A 17,268-nucleotide genomic window follows, 5' to 3' on the forward strand; every position below is an offset into this window, starting at 1 on the left:
CATTTTGTCACTGGATTGTCGGTTTATTGTTACCTCAATATGAGAAAATATATAGTAACCGACTCTATACATAGAAAGGAATGTGCGGTGAACTCTTATGACTGAAAACAAACTTGTTAAGCCACGCGACTATTATTTTGACAATGCAAAATTTATTCTTATTTTTCTTGTTGTGTTTGGACATTTATTACAACCCTTTGTCTCAGAACACGACAGCGTACGGATACTTTACAGTATGATTTATACTTTCCACATGCCAGCTTTCATTTTAATTTCTGGCTATTTTGCCAAAGGCTTTAGGAAATCTGGCTATTTAATGAAAACGATGAAAAAATTGATTTTACCTTATTTGCTTTTCCAATCGATTTATTCTGTCTTTTATTATTTTCTACTTAGCGAAGATAGCTTCTCACTGACCTTTTTAGATCCGGAATGGTCTCTTTGGTTCTTACTTAGCTTATTTTTCTGGAATTTAATGCTTTATGTATTTTCCAAATTAAAACCTGCTACTTCCCTTTCCATAGCTATTGTGGTCGGACTTCTTGCAGGTTACGTAGATTCCATTGATGGCTACTTAAGCTTATCGCGAACTTTTGTGTTCTTCCCATTTTTCCTAGCTGGATTTTTCCTTAAAAAAGAACATTTCCTCTATCTACAGAAAAATGCAGCCAAAATCATTGGCGGAGCTATTTTCATAGCTATTCTTGGATTCATTTTAGTAAATCCTGGACTTGATGAAGATTGGTTTTTAGGTTCTAAACCTTACGGCGAATTTGTGGATGCGAAAGTGCTTGGATTGCTCATGCGCGTTTTGATTTACGCGATTAGCTTTGCATCAATTGCCGCTTTCTTTACTTTTGTTCCAAAAAGACAATTCTTCTTTACAAAATGGGGTAAAAACACGCTCTATGTATACTTACTACACGGCTTCTTTATTAAATCTCTCCGTGAAGCTGGAATGTCAAATATCAGCTATAACTTTGAAACCTTTATGATTTTAATGGTGCTTGCCTTCAGTTTAGCGGCACTACTTTCAACAAATATTGTTACAACGCTTGTCCAGCCCGTCGTGGAACTTCGGATAAACAAAATGAAAAACTTCTTGCGACGAAACAAAAGCTTTTCACATGAAAGTTATTAGTCAATTTCGCGATATTGAGTTAAAATAAGTTTGCTGCTTGATTCTTCTAGTGGCAGACTTATTTTTTTCACAGAGAGGATCTTTTTGATGTCCAGTTATTTATTCCCAATTGAAGTTGCACTAATTTTGTTCCCATTTCTCGCTCTATTTCTCACCATTCCTTTTGCCATTTATTCCTATCGAAAATTTGGCAGTATCACATTCATGCGTGTTTTTATCATCTTTACTTTTATTTTCTACTTGATGTCCGCGTTTTTCTTGACGTTACTCCCTCTTCCAGAGATGCAAGACGTCGCTCAAATGAAAGCTCCGACGCCTCAACTTATTCCTTTTACTTTTGTACGAGAATTTCTGGATCAAACCGTTTTTGATTTTTCAAATCCAGCTACTTATTTGCGAGCTATGATTCAAAATGTTGTAATTCAGCCAGTTTTTAATATTTTCTTACTATTTCCTCTTGGTGTCTATTTGCGTTATTATTTCCGCATTTCTTTCAAAAAAGCACTTATTATTTCTTTTCTCATTTCACTTTTCTTTGAAGTTACTCAGTTAACGGGCATTTATGGGATTTATCCGCACGCTTACCGCTTATTTGATGTCGATGATTTAATGCTCAATACGCTTGGCGGTGTGATTGGCTTCTTTATGGCCCCACTTTTCACATTTTTCCTTCCAACACGAGAAGCTATTGATTCTCTAAGCACTCAAAAAAGCGAACGCGTCAGCTATATTCGCAGACTTTTAGCTTATTTGATCGACTGGTTCTTCATCGGGATCATTGGCTTTATTTTGACTTTGACACATTTATTGTCCGAGCAAGTGGTTTCACAAACGCGAGGAAACAGTTATCAGCATATTTTTTATACTATCGTAATCATTTTTCTTTATTTTATTATTTTCCCCACGATCACAAATGGCTTTACGCCCGGCAAATGGATCGTACGCATACGAATTGCAAATGTTTCTGGAACACGAGTAAGCTTTTGGCAATTATTAGGGCGTTATGCGCTCCTGTATTATTTACTTGGTGGACTAATTTTAGTTCCGCTCAATCAACAAGTTCAAGAAATGGCTACTCCACAAATTCTGTTGATTCTGTTCTTTATTTCATTTTTGGTGTTTTTCTTATTTGTGCTACACTTAATCGTGAACTTCTTCCGAAAAGACAATCGGCTGTTTTACGAAAAAATGAGTCATACCGCTTCAATCAGCACCTTTCAATCAAAACATCCAGATGTACAATAGAAAAAAACGATCAACGAAGCCTAGAGCTTCGTTGATCGTTTTTTAACCTGTGATGATTTTTTCTTTCGGTAAGCGAATCGCATTTTTAGGTTCATTTTTATTGCGCAAGCTGAGCATCGAATACATAATCCCCACGCGCCCAATAAACATGAGTAGAATAACAATCACTTTGCCAGCTAGGCTTAAGTTTGGCGTAAGTCCAAGCGTCAATCCGCAGGTTCCAAAAGCAGAAAAGACTTCAAAAATAATTTCAATCAACGTTGCCTGCTCGGTCTGGGCAAGCAAAATAATCGCCGAAAAGCAAAGAATGCCTGCAAATAATGTGACCGCAAGCGACTTCCGAACATCTTCTTGGTAAAGTTCACGGCCGAATACATAAATGTGATTTCTGCCACGAATAACCGACACCAAAAAGAGAATCACAATGGCAAAAGTTGTTGTTCGAATCCCGCCGCCAACAGAACTTGGAGAAGCACCAATAAACATCAGAATCGAAACGACAATCAAAGTGGGGATCGTAAGTGAACCGGCATCAATCGTTTGCAAGCCGGCACTTCTTGACGTCGCAGAAAGAAACATCGAATTGAAAAAGCCTTCTGCTGCGCTTCCTCCTTTGAAAAAATGATTGTATTCCATCAACCAGATGAGTAATCCCCCGACAACGAGCAAAGCCATGTAAGTAACGGTGGTGACTTTGACAAACAAAGAAAAGCGGAATGGGTAAAGAGAATTTTTTTCGAACAAGAAACGACGTGTTTCAAGTAAAACTGGAAACCCAATTCCCCCTGCAATAATCAGCAAGATCGAAATAAATTGCACAAAATAATCATTTACAAAAGGCATCAGAGAATTTCCTGTAATATCAACACCGGCATTTGTAACAAGCGAAACGGAATTATACAAGCCTTGAAACATCGCTTCTCCAAATGTAGGGTAAAACGGAATGAAATAAAGTCCTAAAACAACAGCTCCGACAAGCTCAATGCCTAAAATTAAAAATAGGATCTCACGCAACATGCGTACCATACCGCTCATCGTATATTGATTCGTATCAGTCATGATTAACTGACGTTGTTTTAAGCCAATTTTTCGTCGTAAAATTAAGTAAAAGAATGTGCTGAGCATCATAACACCTAGTCCACCCAGTTGAAAAATCCCCATCAATACCCAAATGCCTGCTGTACTGTAAATTTGACCAACATCAATGGTTGCAAGCCCTGTCACACTAACAGAACTCGCTGCAGTAAATAAAGTATCGATAAAAGAGACATGTACGCCTGGCTTTTGCGTAAACGGTAAACTTAAGAGTATCGTCGCTATCGTGACCGCGAAAAAATAATACGCAATAATAATTTGAACAGGTGTCATGCGAGATAAGATAATACGAATTTTATTCCGGATATTTTTATTTTCGAGATACAGTCTCTTTGTTCTGGTTTTTTCTTTTCTTCTGGCAATGACATAACCACCTAACCCAATTATTATCATAACGGACCAAAAAACAGCTTTCCATGCTGTTGTTTCTGGAAAATGCTCATCTAAAATACCTACGGAAGGGTGCGAAAGCGTGTAGATGGCTAACTTGATGCCTACCCAGCCAACGATCAGAAAAGCAGCTGTTTCAAGCGTTGGATAACGCTCAAGCAGCTTCACAACTTGTGTAGCCGCAAACCGAATAACGATGAGCCCAGCAAGTCCGCCAAGGAACATCACGATAAATTGACCACCATTCATTCCACCAATGTGGAAATCTCCGAAGTCTGGAAGCGTCATCGCAAGAGCAGCTGCAGCAAGCATTGAATCAAGCGCGAAAGCAATATCCGTTAATTCAACACGAAACACAGTTCCCCAAAATGAAACCGTCTTCCGATCTTCTTCCTCGGCTTTCGTTTCTTCTTTTTTTCCTCGTTTTAAATCTACAATATGTTTAATCGCAAGGTAAAGCAAATAAAGTGCACCGATAGCTTGGATTTCCCAAATCTTGACGAGAAAAGAAATTAAAAAAAGCGCAATGAAACGAAAAACAAAAGCGCCGAGCAACCCGTAAAAAAGGGCTTTACGCTGTTTGTCATGCGGCAACCCTTTTACGATAACAGCCATAACAACCGCATTATCGGCCGAAAGAACTCCTTCTAAAACGACAAGAACCACAAACACCCAAGCATATTCTGCTAGAATCGAGAAGTCCAATTTACTCCACCAACATTTCTTTCTAAATTTAAGAAGGTTGTACGCTTTCCTCATACATACCTTCTCATTTTATACTTTTTATTTGTCCTTGTTAAGCTTTTTATGACTGATTTTGTTTTTTCTTTTGTCGAACGGAAACGAGCCATCCCCCGATGATGATCAAAATCATGACACCCCAGAAAGTCAATTTCCATAATTTTGACTCTGGAAACGCATGTGGAATGATCGCAAGGCTTTCATGCGATAAAGTATAAACAACTAGTTTAACGCCCACCCAGCCGACAATCAGAAAGGCTGCTGTTTCAAGAGATGGGTAATTTTTAAGTAGCTTAACAAATTGCGTTGCTGCAAAGCGAATGATGATAAGTCCCACTAGCCCACCAAGGAACATCACAATGAACTGACCTGTATCAATTCCGCCAATTTCTCCCCAGCCGGTTCTTGGTAGTGTAATCGCTAGGGCAACCGCTGCAAGCATGGAATCAATCGCAAAGGCAATGTCCGCTACTTCGACTTTCAAGACGGTCATCCAAAAGCCAGAACCGCTCTTTTGCTTCGCTTTACCTGTGTCTTCCGCCCCTTTCGCGTGTTTCACAATGTGGCTGATGGCAATGTAAAGTAAATAAATCGCACCGAGCGCCTGCACTTGCCAAACGTTTGCCAAAAAGGAAATTAAAAAGAGCGCCGTAAAGCGGAACACGAAAGCTCCCAGTAAGCCATAAAAAAGAGCTCGTTTTTGTTGTTTTTCCGGTAAATGTTTGACCATAACGGCCATAACAACGGCGTTATCAGCGGCAAGAATCCCCTCTAGCCCAATTAGTACGAGAAGTACCCAGCCGTATTCGAGTAACATTGCAGTATCCATAAAAAATCCCCCTTCATTTTTAACAGTCCGAGTGAGGATAAAAAAAGCGAGACCTCACCCGGTTTATGGGCAAAGGTCTCGCTGACATGTGACATGTTAATAAAACCGATGAATACGCCGTATCCATGTAATGACGATTTTATCCTGATTCCTAAAAATCAGTGCTACTCCCCTTTGACATCTGTCAAAAAGATTATCAAATTTTACTTTGTTATCATAGCATGTGAATTTGTGAAAGTCAATCTTTACTTATTTCAGCTGTAGGCTTGTGGCAACTTGAACTGCTCTCTTTCTTCTAAGATTTTTCCCACTCCAAGTAGCAGATCTTCTCTTCCTTTTGACGCCATAAATTGAATGCCAAGCGGAAGTCCTTCTGCCGTTACGTGTGTTGGTAAACTAATTGCAGGCTGACCTGTTAAATTCGCCAGTTGCGTATACGGCGTTAGCGTCAAACTTTTTTCAAACATGGCATCGACTAAGTCAGCGAGTTCTGCTTCACTCAGTTGATCGGCCATTTGAAGTCGCGCACGAATTTCATCACTTTGAAGTTCCTGATCAATTCTCGGCGCGGAAAAAGCCGTTGCCGGACTTAAAAATAAATCATACGTCTGGAATAATTCTTCCATTTTGAACGCGGCTTGATCCCATAAATTGAGAGCCTGCACATAACTTTTCGCCGCGAGACGTTCCCCGTATTGATAAATTCCCCAAGTCATGAGTTCCATATCCTCACTTGTCATTTTGCGTTTAAGCTGCGCCTCAATTCCTGCAAACATCGATGAAGTTTCAGCACCATTCATCAAATAATAGCTTGCCATGAGCTTCTTGCCATCAACGGGATAAGGAACCTCTACAACGTCGTGTCCGAGCGCCTGCAATTCTTCGCAGATGTGCTTGACCGCTTGTTTCGCTTCATTTGAAACAGGCAAATGAACAGGAGAAGTCGTCGAATAAGCGATTCTCAAACGTTTCGGAAACACATGCGTTTCCCACTCTTCTCTTGGTGGGTGGTAAGGTGCCACTTTGTCGTTCCCTCGCATCGCATAAAATAGCTTTTCTGTGTCTCGCATCGACACCGTTAGGGAGAAATCGATCGATGCACCTTGCCAGCCACGAAATCCCCCAGGGCCGTTCGGCATTGCGCCACGAGTTGGTTTTAGCCCGATTAATCCGCTAAAAGAAGCAGGAATCCGAATTGAGCCCCCGCCGTCGCTCGCGCCTGCAATAGGAAATAAGCCACTTGCTACTGCCGCTGCAGCGCCTCCACTTGAACCACCCGGTGAATGATCTAAATTCCACGGATTTCGCGCAGAGCCATAAAGCGTAGGATCCGTGATATTTTTAAAGCCAAATTCGGGCGCATTCGTTTGCCCAGCAGGAATAAAACCAATTTGTTCTAGCTTACTTGTAAAATTAGAGGTTTGCGCCGAACGATTATCCGGGAATAAGCGCGAACTGAAAGTAGACTTCCAACCTGCTTTTTCCTGCCCGAGCATCTTAAGTGGAATCGCTAACCCAGAAAACGGTGCTTCTTCCGTCACTTTGAAGTTTTGAACCGCTTTAAGAAGAGCATCAAAATCCCATTCAACAAGAGCATTCAAAGCTGGATTTTGTTGTTCGACTTTTCGATTTAACTCCGTATAGTATTCAGGCAAACTAATTTCTTTCTTTTTCCATTTTTGAACCCAATAAGTAGCATCTTTCACTGTCATCTTCCCCCTTTATCTGTTTCAATCTATTTTTTCATTATAGCATAGCAAAAAAACCACGTTGCTTTTTAGCAACGTGGTCAATATGAATTAAAGCAAAGCCGTTAATTCAATATCTGGATTCTTATCTTTAAACCAATTGATCGCAAATTCATTTTCAAATAAAAATAGCGGCTGATCGAAGCGGTCTTTCACGAGCATGCTTCGAGCTGTCGATAGTTTTTCATCCACATCTTCTTCGCGAATCCAACGAGCAATTTTCTTCCCGATCGGTTCCATAATGATCTCTGAATTATACTCATTGCGCATTCTATGTTCAAATACTTCAAATTGGAGCTGACCAACAGCACCAATGATATAATCTTCCATTCGCCAAGTTTTGAACAGCTGAATCGCACCTTCTTGCACGAGTTGTTCAACGCCTTTATGGAAATGTTTTTGTTTCATAACATTTTTTGCGGAAACTTTCATGAACAGTTCGGGTGTAAACTGTGGTAATTTCGGAAATTCCATTGTTTTGCTCCCACTTGAAATCGTATCCCCGATTTGATAATTCCCAGTGTCATACAAACCAATAATATCGCCAGCAACAGCACGCGTCACATTTTCCCGGTCATCCGCCATAAATTGTGTCGAATTCGCAAGCTTCATTTGCTTCCCAGTCCGCGTGAGCGTTACTGCAATCCCTCGTTCAAATTCACCAGAGCAGATCCGCACAAAAGCAATACGGTCTCTGTGTGCCGGATTCATATTCGCTTGAATTTTAAAGACAAAACCACTGAAATGAGGGTTTTCAGGAAGTAGTTCGCCATTATTTGTTTCGTGCGGCGATGGAGATGGCGCGAAATCCACAAAAGTTTTGAGGAATGTTTCTACGCCAAAATTGGTTAAGGCACTTCCAAAGAAGACAGGCGTTAATTCACCTGACGCGATTCGTTCACGACTAAATTCATTTCCCGCTTCATCTAATAACATGATTTCTTCAAGCGCTTGCGTATAATAGCTTGAATTTTGAATCGGATGCGCTTCTTTTAAATCGCCATCTTCTCCAAGAGGAAGAAACGTTTCGCCCTCTTCAGCCCTGTAACGTTCAACAACGCCATGATACCGATCATATAAACCCATAAGCTCTTTTCCCATTCCAATCGGCCAGTTCATCGGATAAGATTCAATTTCGAGCACTTCTTCGAGCTCAGATAAAAGCTCAAGTGGCATTTTTCCTTCTCGGTCCATTTTATTCATAAATGTAAAGATAGGAATCCCACGCATGCGACAAACTTTAAAGAGTTTAATCGTTTGCGCCTCAATCCCTTTCGCTGAATCAATAACCATCACAGCCGCATCAACAGCCATAAGCGTCCGGTACGTATCCTCACTAAAATCCGAGTGTCCCGGCGTATCTAAAATATTAATCCGAAAACCTTCATAATCAAATTGCATCACAGAACTTGTAACCGAAATCCCACGTTGCTTCTCGATTTCCATCCAGTCACTGGTCGCGTATTTCCCTGTCTTTTTACCCTTTACCGTACCCGCTTGACGAATCGCACCACCAAATAGCAAAAGCTGCTCTGTGATGGTCGTTTTTCCGGCATCCGGGTGAGAAATGATCGCAAAGGTTTTGCGTGTTGCCACTTCTTTTTGCAAATCCTGACTCATCGTTCCAATTCCTCCTCGATTTCTTCACATCTCACTAGTATATCATAACTGAAACCAAAAAAATACGACTAAAATCAATTAGCCGCATTTTAAAAAAACTCGTCGATCACTTAGCTAGTGCCGTTTGGATGTTCGTTTCAATCGCTTCTGGTTTTGTTTTCGAAGAGAAGCGTTCAATAAGATTTCCATCTCGATCGATCAAAAATTTAGCAAAGTTCCATTCAATTTTCTTGCCGCCCGTCTCCTTTACTAGATATTGATAAAGCGGATCTGCTTCTTTGCCGTTCACTTTAATTTTTTGGAACATCCGGAAAGTCACCCCGTAATTTCGCTCACAGAAAGCCAGAATTTCTTCATTGCTGCCAGGATCTTGCCGTAAAAACTGATTGCACGGGAAACCAAGGATTTCAAATCCCTCATTTTGATAGGTTTCGTAAAGTCGCTCGAGACCTTCAAGTTGAGGCGTCAAACCGCATTTACTCGCCGTGTTTACAATCAAAAGCACTTTGCCTTTAAATTCGCTAAGACCAACTTCTTCTCCTGCCATCGTCGTTTCCTTAAAATCATGAACATTCATCTTGCGTCAGCTCCTTCTTTATTCGTCTACCATTTCCGAAAATAAATAATGATAAAGCAATTTTTCCGTGTAATAAAGCGAATCTTTATGCGTTCTTTCGTAAGCATGGCTAGCATCAATCCCAGCCCCTAAAAGACCATGAATAATGTCATTTCCAGCATGAATCGCAGCACTTGCATCCGAACTATAATACGGATAGATATCGACTTTGTAAGCAATCTCTTCTCTTTCGGCAAGCTCCACTAAATGTTTACGTAAGCCATAATGATACGGGCCAGAGCCATCTTTTGCACAAATGGAAACCGTATATTCATCCGATGATTGCCCGTCGCCAAGCGCTCCCATATCTACAGCCAGATATTCAACGGTTTGTTCCGGGATATTCGAATTCCCACCATAGCCGATTTCTTCATTATTTGAAATCAAAACATGTGTTGTATAAGGAAGTGCCAGTTTTTCTTTTTGAATATGCTGGATGAGGCGCAGCAGCATGCCAACACTCGCCTTGTCATCTAAATGGCGTGACTTAATAAATTCGTCATTTACAATTTCAGTCCGCGGGTCAAACGACACAAAGTCGCCAACGCCAATCCCGAGTTTCTTGACGTCCTCCGCATTTGTAACTCGTGCATCAATCCGCACTTCCATATTGCGCTCGTTCCGCTCGGCCGTTCCCGCATCCTTATAAACATGAACGGACGTTTGGTGCATCAAAATGGTGCCCGAGTAAGTTTTCCCCGAACTCGTTTCAATCCGGCAATATTCGCCTTCAATCGCATTAAAACGAAAGCCGCCAATGAGCGAAAGCAGCAGCCTGCCATCCGCCTTAATTTCCTTTACCATCGCCCCAAGCGTATCCACATGCGCCGTAAGCATTCTGTGCTTCGCTTGATTTTCCCCTTGCAAGGTGACAATTAAGCCTCCCTTATGATTTTTTATATAGGAAACATTCAAGCTATCCAAGTATTCGGCAATTTTTTGAATGATAATCGCCGTATTCCCTGTGGGACTTGGAATTTCAGTTAAAGTTTGAATCAGTTGCATCGTTTCCTTTGTATTTGGTTGATAAGTCACGTGCTTCGCCTCCTTCACCTTCTCATTATAGCGAAAATTGGGAGCAAAGGCATAAAAAAGTGCTTCGAGTGATTTAAAACAAAGCTGTTTTGTGCTATAATGCCTTGAGATATAGAGATAGAGGGAGGTAAGGTTTTGGAACAAACTAAAGTGAAAGCTGTCACGCTTGCCGTTTTCGTTGCTACATTTATGGCAGCAATCGAGGGAACCATCGTTAGTACGGCGATTCCAACGATCGTGAGCCAGTTAAATGGCATTGAACTTATGAACTGGATATTCTCTGTCTATTTACTGACTTCCGCCGTCACTGTACCGATTTACGGTAAATTATCCGATATTTACGGCAGGAAGCTTATTTTTGTGATTGCAACGCTTATTTTTATTATCGGTTCAGTATTATGCGGTTTTGCGCAAAATATGGAGCAACTGATTATTTTTAGAGCCATTCAAGGAATTGGAGCCGGAGGGATTTTACCTTCTACCATGACGATTATCGCCGATGTCTATCCTTTTGAAAAACGTGCTCGTGTGCTTGGTTTCATGGGATCTGCTTGGGGAATTGCTGGAGTTTTTGGACCGCTCTTAGGTGGTTTCCTCGTCGATCAACTTTCTTGGCACTGGATTTTCTTCATCAATGTTCCTGTAGGCATCGTAACGATTGTTCTCATCTGGCTATACTTAAAAGAAGACATTGAAAAACAACGCTTGCCAATCGATTACCTCGGAGCCACCATTTTTACTGTCGCGCTTTTAGTGCTGCTGTTTGGCTTACAACGCGCCGGAGAAACGCTGCAATGGACGGAGCCATTTGTTCTTGTTCTCTTTGCGCTCGCCATTCTTTTATTTGCTTGCTTTTATTTTGTCGAGAAGCGTGCAAAAGACCCGATCATGCCTTTTGTTCTTTTCAAGAACCCGGTGGTATTGATTGGCAATTTAATCGGCTTTTTCGTCAGTGCTTTCTTAATTGGCATCAATGTCTATATTCCGATGTGGGCACAAGGAATGCTCGGACACGGGGCCACTATAGCAGGCTTAATGATCGCACCACTTTCTATCACTTGGATTTTTGGGTCTTTTCTTGGCGGCAAGTGGCTCACTCAAATTGGGAACCGCCGAACAGTTGGCATTGGGATTCTTTTTACAATCGCAAGCGGCATCATTCTGGCGCTCTTTCCGAAAGACACAGGGGATCTTTACTTTTATTTAAATAGTGCTTTGATGGGCTTTGGCTTCGGAATCATTTTCACAACAACGACTGTGACCGTTCAAGATGCCGTTCCAAAACACCAAACTGGTATTGCAACGGCATCCAACACTTTATTCCGAACAGTTGGTCAAACGATTGGCGTTGCGATCCTCGGCACGATTTTCAACTCGATTCTTGCAAAGCAATTTGGAGCTGCTAGCCTTGATGGCCTTAATCGCACAAATTTAAATCTACTCATCAGCCCGAAAACTTCTGGAAAAGTGGCTGCCGATTTAATTTCACCACTGCGTGATATCTTGTATCAAGGACTTCATCTTGTTTTTTGGAGCATGCTTCTTCTTGCTATCATTAGCTTTTTCTTACATTTTATTTTGCCAGGCAAGCATCGCAGCAACTCTTAATCCAAATTATAAAAAAACGCTCTAAGCGAATCGCTTAGAGCGTTTTTTAGGCTTTAGAAGCCAATGATATGATAGCCATTATCGACGTGAATCATTTCGCCTGTAATCCCACGTGATAGCGGGCTAAATAAGAATAAAGCCGTATCTCCCACTTCATCTGGATCAGTCGAACGTTGTAGTGGAGCTTTTTCTTCTACGATAGAAAGTGATTTCGTAAAGCTGCTTACGCCTCTTGCAGAAAGCGTCCGAATTGGGCCTGCAGAAATCGCATTAACACGCACGCCAACTTTCCCAAGGTCCATCGCCAAATATTTCACAGACGCATCAAGTGAAGCTTTTGCAACACCCATAATGTTATAGTTTTCAACCACGCGTTCCCCACCAAGGTAAGTAAGTGTGAGTAAGCTTGCATCTTCTGTTAACATATCTAGATGCTTCAATGTGCGTGCAACAGCTGTAAACGAATACGAACTTACTTCATGTGCTTGTAAAAAGCTTTCCCGGTCCACTTCTAAATAGTCACCCGTCAAGAATTCTTTATTTGCAAATGCGATACAATGTGCAAGACCGCTGATTTTTCCTTTTGCGGATTTAATCGTTTCAAAAGCGTTCTTGATTCCCTCTTCATCATTTACATTACACTGAACAACAGGTGCCTCATGATTATTTTCATGAAGTGATGTTTTCAGTTCATCAATGCTTTTTTTCGCGCGATCATCAGCATATGTAAAAACTAAATCTGCCCCTGCTTCATTTAATGATTTCGCAATCGACCAAGCGATACTTCTCTTGTTCGCTACTCCCATTACAACATACGTTTTTCCAGCTAATGTCAAATTCATTTTGTTTCTCCTCCTATTTTCGGATTGCCCTTTCTATTTTCACATGACAGCCCATTTTTTTCAATCTATTTCTTTTTCAGTTTGCCTAAGAACCGCCAAAATATCATCCGAGAGCGGAATATTAAATTCGAGATATTCTTCTGTAAACGGATGAATCAAGTGCAAATGGCAAGAATGTAACGCTTGCCGAGCAATCAAATCTAGGCTCCCACCATACATATCATCTCCGAGCAAAGGATGACCAATGTGTGAAAAGTGCACCCGAATTTGGTGGGTTCTTCCCGTTTCAAGTTCAATTTCAACATGATCGAAACCTTGATAGCACCCTAGGCGTTTGAAATTGGTTTTGGCATATTTTCCGTCTTTTGTCACAACGCGTTCCATGATGCTAAGATCGCTTTTGCGTCCAATGGGCGCTTCAATGCTGCCTTGATTTGTTTGAAGCCTCCCGGATACAAGAGCCTCGTAGCGCCGCTTTAAAAGCCCCTTTTGAAGGGTTTCACTAAGCCTTGCATGAGCAAAGCGTGTCTTCGCAATCAGCATGAGTCCAGATGTATCTCGGTCAAGTCGTGTCACAATATGGATCGCGGAGGCGATCCCTTTTGTCTCGTAGTAGCCTTTCAGATGATTTGCCACAGAGCCGCTTGGATGAAACTGCGCGGGGATGGAAGCCATTCCTGCTTTTTTATTCAAGACGAGAATGAAATCATCTTCGTAAAGAATATCGAGTTTATCGTGTTCGGCAATTAATTGAGCGTTTTCCTTCTCGGGGGGAAAAGTAACACGTACTTCATCTCCGCACTTTACACGGTATAAAACGTTCTCTTCCTGGCCGTTCACTTCAATTTTCCCAGCTTCGTTATATTTGACCGATGCAAGCAGCTGCTTTGAAATATGCTTGTGACGAAGAAAAGTTCGAAGCAGCAAATCTGTATCCTTTTCTTCTGCAATCCATTCTAAAAACACAATTTCCTCCTAGTCTTCGATAAAGGAATCATGCACTCGGCGCCAAAAAGGAAAAGAGCGCAATCGAGCAAAATGAATCTCTTTGTCCGAAATTTCATAAATGATTTCATGTACATCCCGGTGCAAAATGCTGAGATGATCAATCGAAATTTGGAAATCACGATCATCCACTGGCTTTAAATGTACGCGGTGATGCGTTGGAAAAACAAGCGGACTCCCGATCGTCCGGTAAACTCGGTTATTGATCGAGGCCATTTCGGTGAGCTGCATGGATTTTACAGATGGATGAATTAAAGCCCCGCCGAGTGATTTATTATAAGCCGTTGTCCCGCTTGGCGTTGACATGCAAAGCCCATCGCCACGAAATCTTTCAAATTGAGTACTATTGATTACAACATCCACAACAAATGGACCGCCTGAGCTTTTAACGGTCGACTCATTAAGTGCCAAGTATTCATCTTTCTTTTTTCCAGTATTGTAATAAACCGTTGTTTTTAAAAGCGGATAATTCACCCGCTCAAATTTCCCTTTCGCAATTTTGGCAACTAGTTGCTCCGCTTCATGTGGTCGCCAGTCTGCATAAAAGCCAAGATGCCCCGTATGAATCCCAACAAAGGCCGTTTCAGCGAGCCGCTCCTGGTAGTCATGAAAGGCAGCGAGAAGCGTACCATCTCCACCGATCGAGATGACGATTTCAGGCTCTGCTTCATCATAAACCATTCCTTCGTAAGCTCCGAACTCCGCAATCATCGAGAGTTTCAGCAAATTGGACTTTTCATCCCCCTTAGACGTGATGACATACTTCACAGTGTTTCCTCCTTTATCAAGTCAACTATTTTTTCGGAACCTCAGAGCCCCTGATCGTTTCTCCTTTTTGCGCGATTTTATTTTCAGAAAAGAAAACTTGCGCTTCTTGGATTTCTTCACGAATTTGACTCATTTCTTCATCTAACTGAAAGGCGGCTTCCGCTGCGCGTTTCAAACGTTTATTCATCGTTTCTGGAAATTCACCTTGATATTTATAATTGAGCGAATGTTCAATCGTTGCCCAAAAATTCATCGCAAGCGTCCGAATTTGAATCTCCACTAAAATCTTTTGTTCCCCTTGAATCGTTTCAACGGGATATTCAATCACTACATGATAAGAACGATACCCACTCGGTTTTTTATTCGCAATATAGTCGCGCTCTTCAACGATGTGAAAATCACGTCTTTGGCGTAAGAGCTGCACGACCGTCTCGATATCATCTACAAACTGGCACATCATTCTAAGGCCTGCAATATCTTGCATTTCCTCCGCTAAATGATCCAGCTGAATATTTTTTTGATTGGCTTTATCCAAAATACTCGCAATCGGTTTGACACGCCCAGTTACAAATTCAATTGGCGAGTGGTTATTTTCAAGCTGAAACTGTCCTCTCATCCCCTTGAGCTTTATTTTCAACTCTTCAACCGCTTGCTTATAAGGTGCTAAGAAATCTTCCCAATGACTCACAAAAACTCACCTCAAATAAAATTTACATTTTCTACCTCATTTATTTTATCACATTTCGTTCCAGTTCGGCAGTCATCACTTTCTTCGTATTTTTTATTTTTTCATGCTACTATGAAACAAAGAGTGTTTTATGAAAAAGGAGGCGTTTCGTTTGCAAGAACTCGAAATTGAATTCCGCAATATGCTAACCGAACAAGAATACCAATATTTAATTGACTTATTCCATTTAAAAGAAGAAGATTTTTTTGAACAAACCAACTATTACCTAGATACAAGGGTTTTTGCGTTAAAGAACAAGCAGAGTGCTCTAAGAATCCGCAAACGGTCTGATCAATTTGAACTCACTTTAAAAACTCCTGAAGGAAAAGGCTTGCTCGAAACCACGCAAATTCTCGGAAGTGATCAAGCTGAAGCTATTTTAAATGGTTCCAATATCCCCACCGGTTCAGTTCGAGATTCGCTTGAAAAACTTGGCGTTGACTACAATGAGCTAGAAATGTTTGGGGCGCTCACAACCATTCGTGCAGAAAAAGACTATCAAGATGGTCTGCTCGTTTTTGACAAAAACCTCTACGGCGGCATCACCGATTTCGACCTAGAGTATGAAGTAAAGAATTACGAAGAAGGCGAGAAAGTCTTTTACAAACTACTTGAAAAACACGAAATCCATCAAGAAGAAGCGCCGAACAAAATCGAGCGTTTTTATAAACATGTTTACCAAAATAAAGACTCTTAACTGCTTTCAAAATCGGCTTTCCTCTCGCACTTTTTTATGTGGGTATCCGTTTCAAGTTGCAATTATTTGTTAAATTGAGAGGACGCTGATAAAATAGAAACAGATGGTATATTGTATCCTTCTTTCATAACTATACTTCTATAGAATTTCATTAGGATGCAAAAGTATTGCTAAACTAGATTAGAAATAAAAAATCAGGTGATTAAAATGATCAATCGAAATCTTTATTATAAATCTGTCGCCAACAGTAAGCCGATTGAGATTTATCTCTTTTTCGATCCTGCTTGTCACGATTGTTTTGAGTTAGAATCAAACATCAGACGCCTTGAGATGGAATATGGAAATTACTTTAAGTTACGATATATTCTCCACAACAACCTACAAACTTTTATGTGCAGGAAAAAGCGCGCGGCAGATGGAATTCCACTAAAAGACCAGCAAGAGCAGGCGCATCAATCTTATGTTTCTTGTCTTGCTGTTAAAGCTGCCGAAATGCAAGGAAAAAATCTCGGTATTACTTTTTTACGTAAGATTCAGGAAGCTTGTTTTGTGTACGGTGAAGATATTTCAAATGAAACGGTTCTTTTTAACAAAGCCGAAGAAGTGGGGCTTGATTTAGCCGAATTCAAAAAAGACTTTTCTTCAAGCATCGCGAAGCGTGCCTATGTCGGCGATCAAAAAGTTGCACGGGAAATGGAAATTACTGAAAACCCAACAATCGTCTTCTTTAACCGAAATATTGAAGAAGCCGGGCTTAAAATCAGCGGCCTACATCGTTATGATGTTTATGTGCATATTCTTTCTGAACTCTTAAATCATTTTCCAGAGCCAGAAAAACCAGAAATGGAAGATTATATGGCAGAAGTCAAACTCACATCGGTTGAATCCATGGCACAATTTTATAATGTGCCAGTTTGTCAAATTGAACGGCAAATGAAAAAGTGGCGCCTGCAACAAAAAGTCACACCGATTTATTTAAAAAACGGTGAAGTGCTTTGGCAATCGGTCAAACATTAAAACAGCCGAATTCAGCTTCGGCTGTTTCTTTATGTCAAAATCAAAAGGAATCCCGTATTTGGGATTCCTTTCAGACTGTAGACAAAGTAGTGAAAAACTTTGTTTACAGTCTTTTTTTAGATATACTTGTGATAGAACATACAT

General features: G+C 40.9%; 15 protein-coding genes, 1 pseudogene and 1 riboswitch. Of the genes and pseudogenes, 5 read left to right on the plus strand and 11 right to left on the minus strand.

Features of this window, described 5'->3' with window-relative positions; genetic code table 11:
- Nucleotides 1-97 precede the first annotated feature (97 nt).
- Both HCK02_RS07870 and HCK02_RS07875 read left to right on the plus strand, forming a co-directional pair.
- On the plus strand, nt 98-1,141 hold the full coding sequence (locus HCK02_RS07870; RefSeq protein WP_167629585.1) for an acyltransferase family protein: 1,044 nt from the start codon (nt 98-100) through the stop codon (nt 1,139-1,141).
- Between the two features lie 87 nt (nt 1,142-1,228).
- Entirely contained in the window at nt 1,229-2,386 is a 1,158-nt protein-coding gene (locus tag HCK02_RS07875) for a VanZ family protein (protein ID WP_167629586.1), read from the plus strand.
- 42 nt (nt 2,387-2,428) lie between these two features.
- Here the strand turns inward: HCK02_RS07875 and HCK02_RS07880 are convergent, their stop codons facing one another.
- From HCK02_RS07880 to HCK02_RS07910, 7 genes and pseudogenes are all read right to left on the minus strand, one after another.
- Nucleotides 2,429-3,754 carry a TrkH family potassium uptake protein gene (locus HCK02_RS07880; RefSeq protein WP_167629599.1) on the minus strand — a complete coding sequence of 442 codons (1,326 nt, stop codon included), beginning with the start codon at nt 3,752-3,754 and terminating at the stop codon, nt 2,429-2,431.
- A gap of 51 nt (nt 3,755-3,805) precedes the next feature.
- Nucleotides 3,806-4,576: pseudogene (locus HCK02_RS07885) on the minus strand (TerC family protein); the annotation flags it as partial.
- Nucleotides 4,577-4,676: 100 nt separating this feature from the next.
- The gene (locus HCK02_RS07890) at nt 4,677-5,441 is read right to left on the minus strand and encodes a TerC family protein (protein ID WP_167629587.1); all 765 of its coding nucleotides are present in this window, start codon (nt 5,439-5,441) and stop codon (nt 4,677-4,679) included.
- Nucleotides 5,442-5,462: 21 nt separating this feature from the next.
- Nucleotides 5,463-5,626: riboswitch (yybP-ykoY riboswitch) on the minus strand.
- 69 nt (nt 5,627-5,695) lie between these two features.
- Entirely contained in the window at nt 5,696-7,153 is a 1,458-nt protein-coding gene (locus HCK02_RS07895) for an amidase (protein WP_167629588.1), read from the minus strand.
- A gap of 87 nt (nt 7,154-7,240) precedes the next feature.
- Complete coding sequence (locus tag HCK02_RS07900) at nt 7,241-8,809, minus strand: peptide chain release factor 3 (protein WP_167629589.1); 1,569 nt, start codon at nt 8,807-8,809, stop codon at nt 7,241-7,243.
- Nucleotides 8,810-8,915: 106 nt separating this feature from the next.
- The gene (locus HCK02_RS07905; RefSeq protein ID WP_167629590.1) at nt 8,916-9,386 is read right to left on the minus strand and encodes a glutathione peroxidase; all 471 of its coding nucleotides are present in this window, start codon (nt 9,384-9,386) and stop codon (nt 8,916-8,918) included.
- An 18-nt stretch (nt 9,387-9,404) separates the two neighbouring features.
- On the minus strand, nt 9,405-10,460 hold the full coding sequence (locus HCK02_RS07910) for a M42 family metallopeptidase (RefSeq protein ID WP_167629591.1): 1,056 nt from the start codon (nt 10,458-10,460) through the stop codon (nt 9,405-9,407).
- Between the two features lie 135 nt (nt 10,461-10,595).
- Here HCK02_RS07910 and HCK02_RS07915 point away from each other — a divergent pair, with 135 nt between their 5' ends.
- Nucleotides 10,596-12,068, plus strand: coding sequence for an LM6179_1298 family efflux MFS transporter (locus HCK02_RS07915; protein ID WP_167629592.1), 1,473 nt, complete (start codon nt 10,596-10,598; stop codon nt 12,066-12,068).
- A 53-nt stretch (nt 12,069-12,121) separates the two neighbouring features.
- Here HCK02_RS07915 and fabI read toward each other — a convergent pair whose 3' ends face one another.
- From fabI to yjbM, 4 genes are read right to left on the minus strand one after another with little or no spacing between them, the layout of a single operon-like run.
- Entirely contained in the window at nt 12,122-12,910 is a 789-nt protein-coding gene (gene fabI / locus HCK02_RS07920; protein WP_122865161.1) for an enoyl-ACP reductase FabI, read from the minus strand.
- A gap of 60 nt (nt 12,911-12,970) precedes the next feature.
- Nucleotides 12,971-13,876 (minus strand): RluA family pseudouridine synthase, encoded by a 906-nt coding sequence (locus HCK02_RS07925; RefSeq protein ID WP_167629593.1) that lies wholly within the window; start codon nt 13,874-13,876, stop codon nt 12,971-12,973.
- Nucleotides 13,877-13,885: 9 nt separating this feature from the next.
- Complete coding sequence (locus tag HCK02_RS07930) at nt 13,886-14,683, minus strand: NAD kinase (RefSeq protein ID WP_167629594.1); 798 nt, start codon at nt 14,681-14,683, stop codon at nt 13,886-13,888.
- Between the two features lie 25 nt (nt 14,684-14,708).
- Nucleotides 14,709-15,371, minus strand: coding sequence for a GTP diphosphokinase (gene yjbM / locus HCK02_RS07935; protein WP_167629595.1), 663 nt, complete (start codon nt 15,369-15,371; stop codon nt 14,709-14,711).
- A 130-nt stretch (nt 15,372-15,501) separates the two neighbouring features.
- Here yjbM and HCK02_RS07940 point away from each other — a divergent pair, with 130 nt between their 5' ends.
- Nucleotides 15,502-16,107 carry a CYTH domain-containing protein gene (locus HCK02_RS07940; RefSeq protein WP_167629596.1) on the plus strand — a complete coding sequence of 202 codons (606 nt, stop codon included), beginning with the start codon at nt 15,502-15,504 and terminating at the stop codon, nt 16,105-16,107.
- 207 nt (nt 16,108-16,314) lie between these two features.
- The gene (gene yjbH, locus HCK02_RS07945; protein ID WP_167629597.1) at nt 16,315-17,124 is read left to right on the plus strand and encodes a protease adaptor protein YjbH; all 810 of its coding nucleotides are present in this window, start codon (nt 16,315-16,317) and stop codon (nt 17,122-17,124) included.
- Nucleotides 17,125-17,268 lie beyond the last annotated feature (144 nt).

This window comes from Listeria valentina, assembly GCF_011800755.1.
In the GTDB taxonomy this organism is placed as follows: domain Bacteria; phylum Bacillota; class Bacilli; order Lactobacillales; family Listeriaceae; genus Listeria; species Listeria valentina.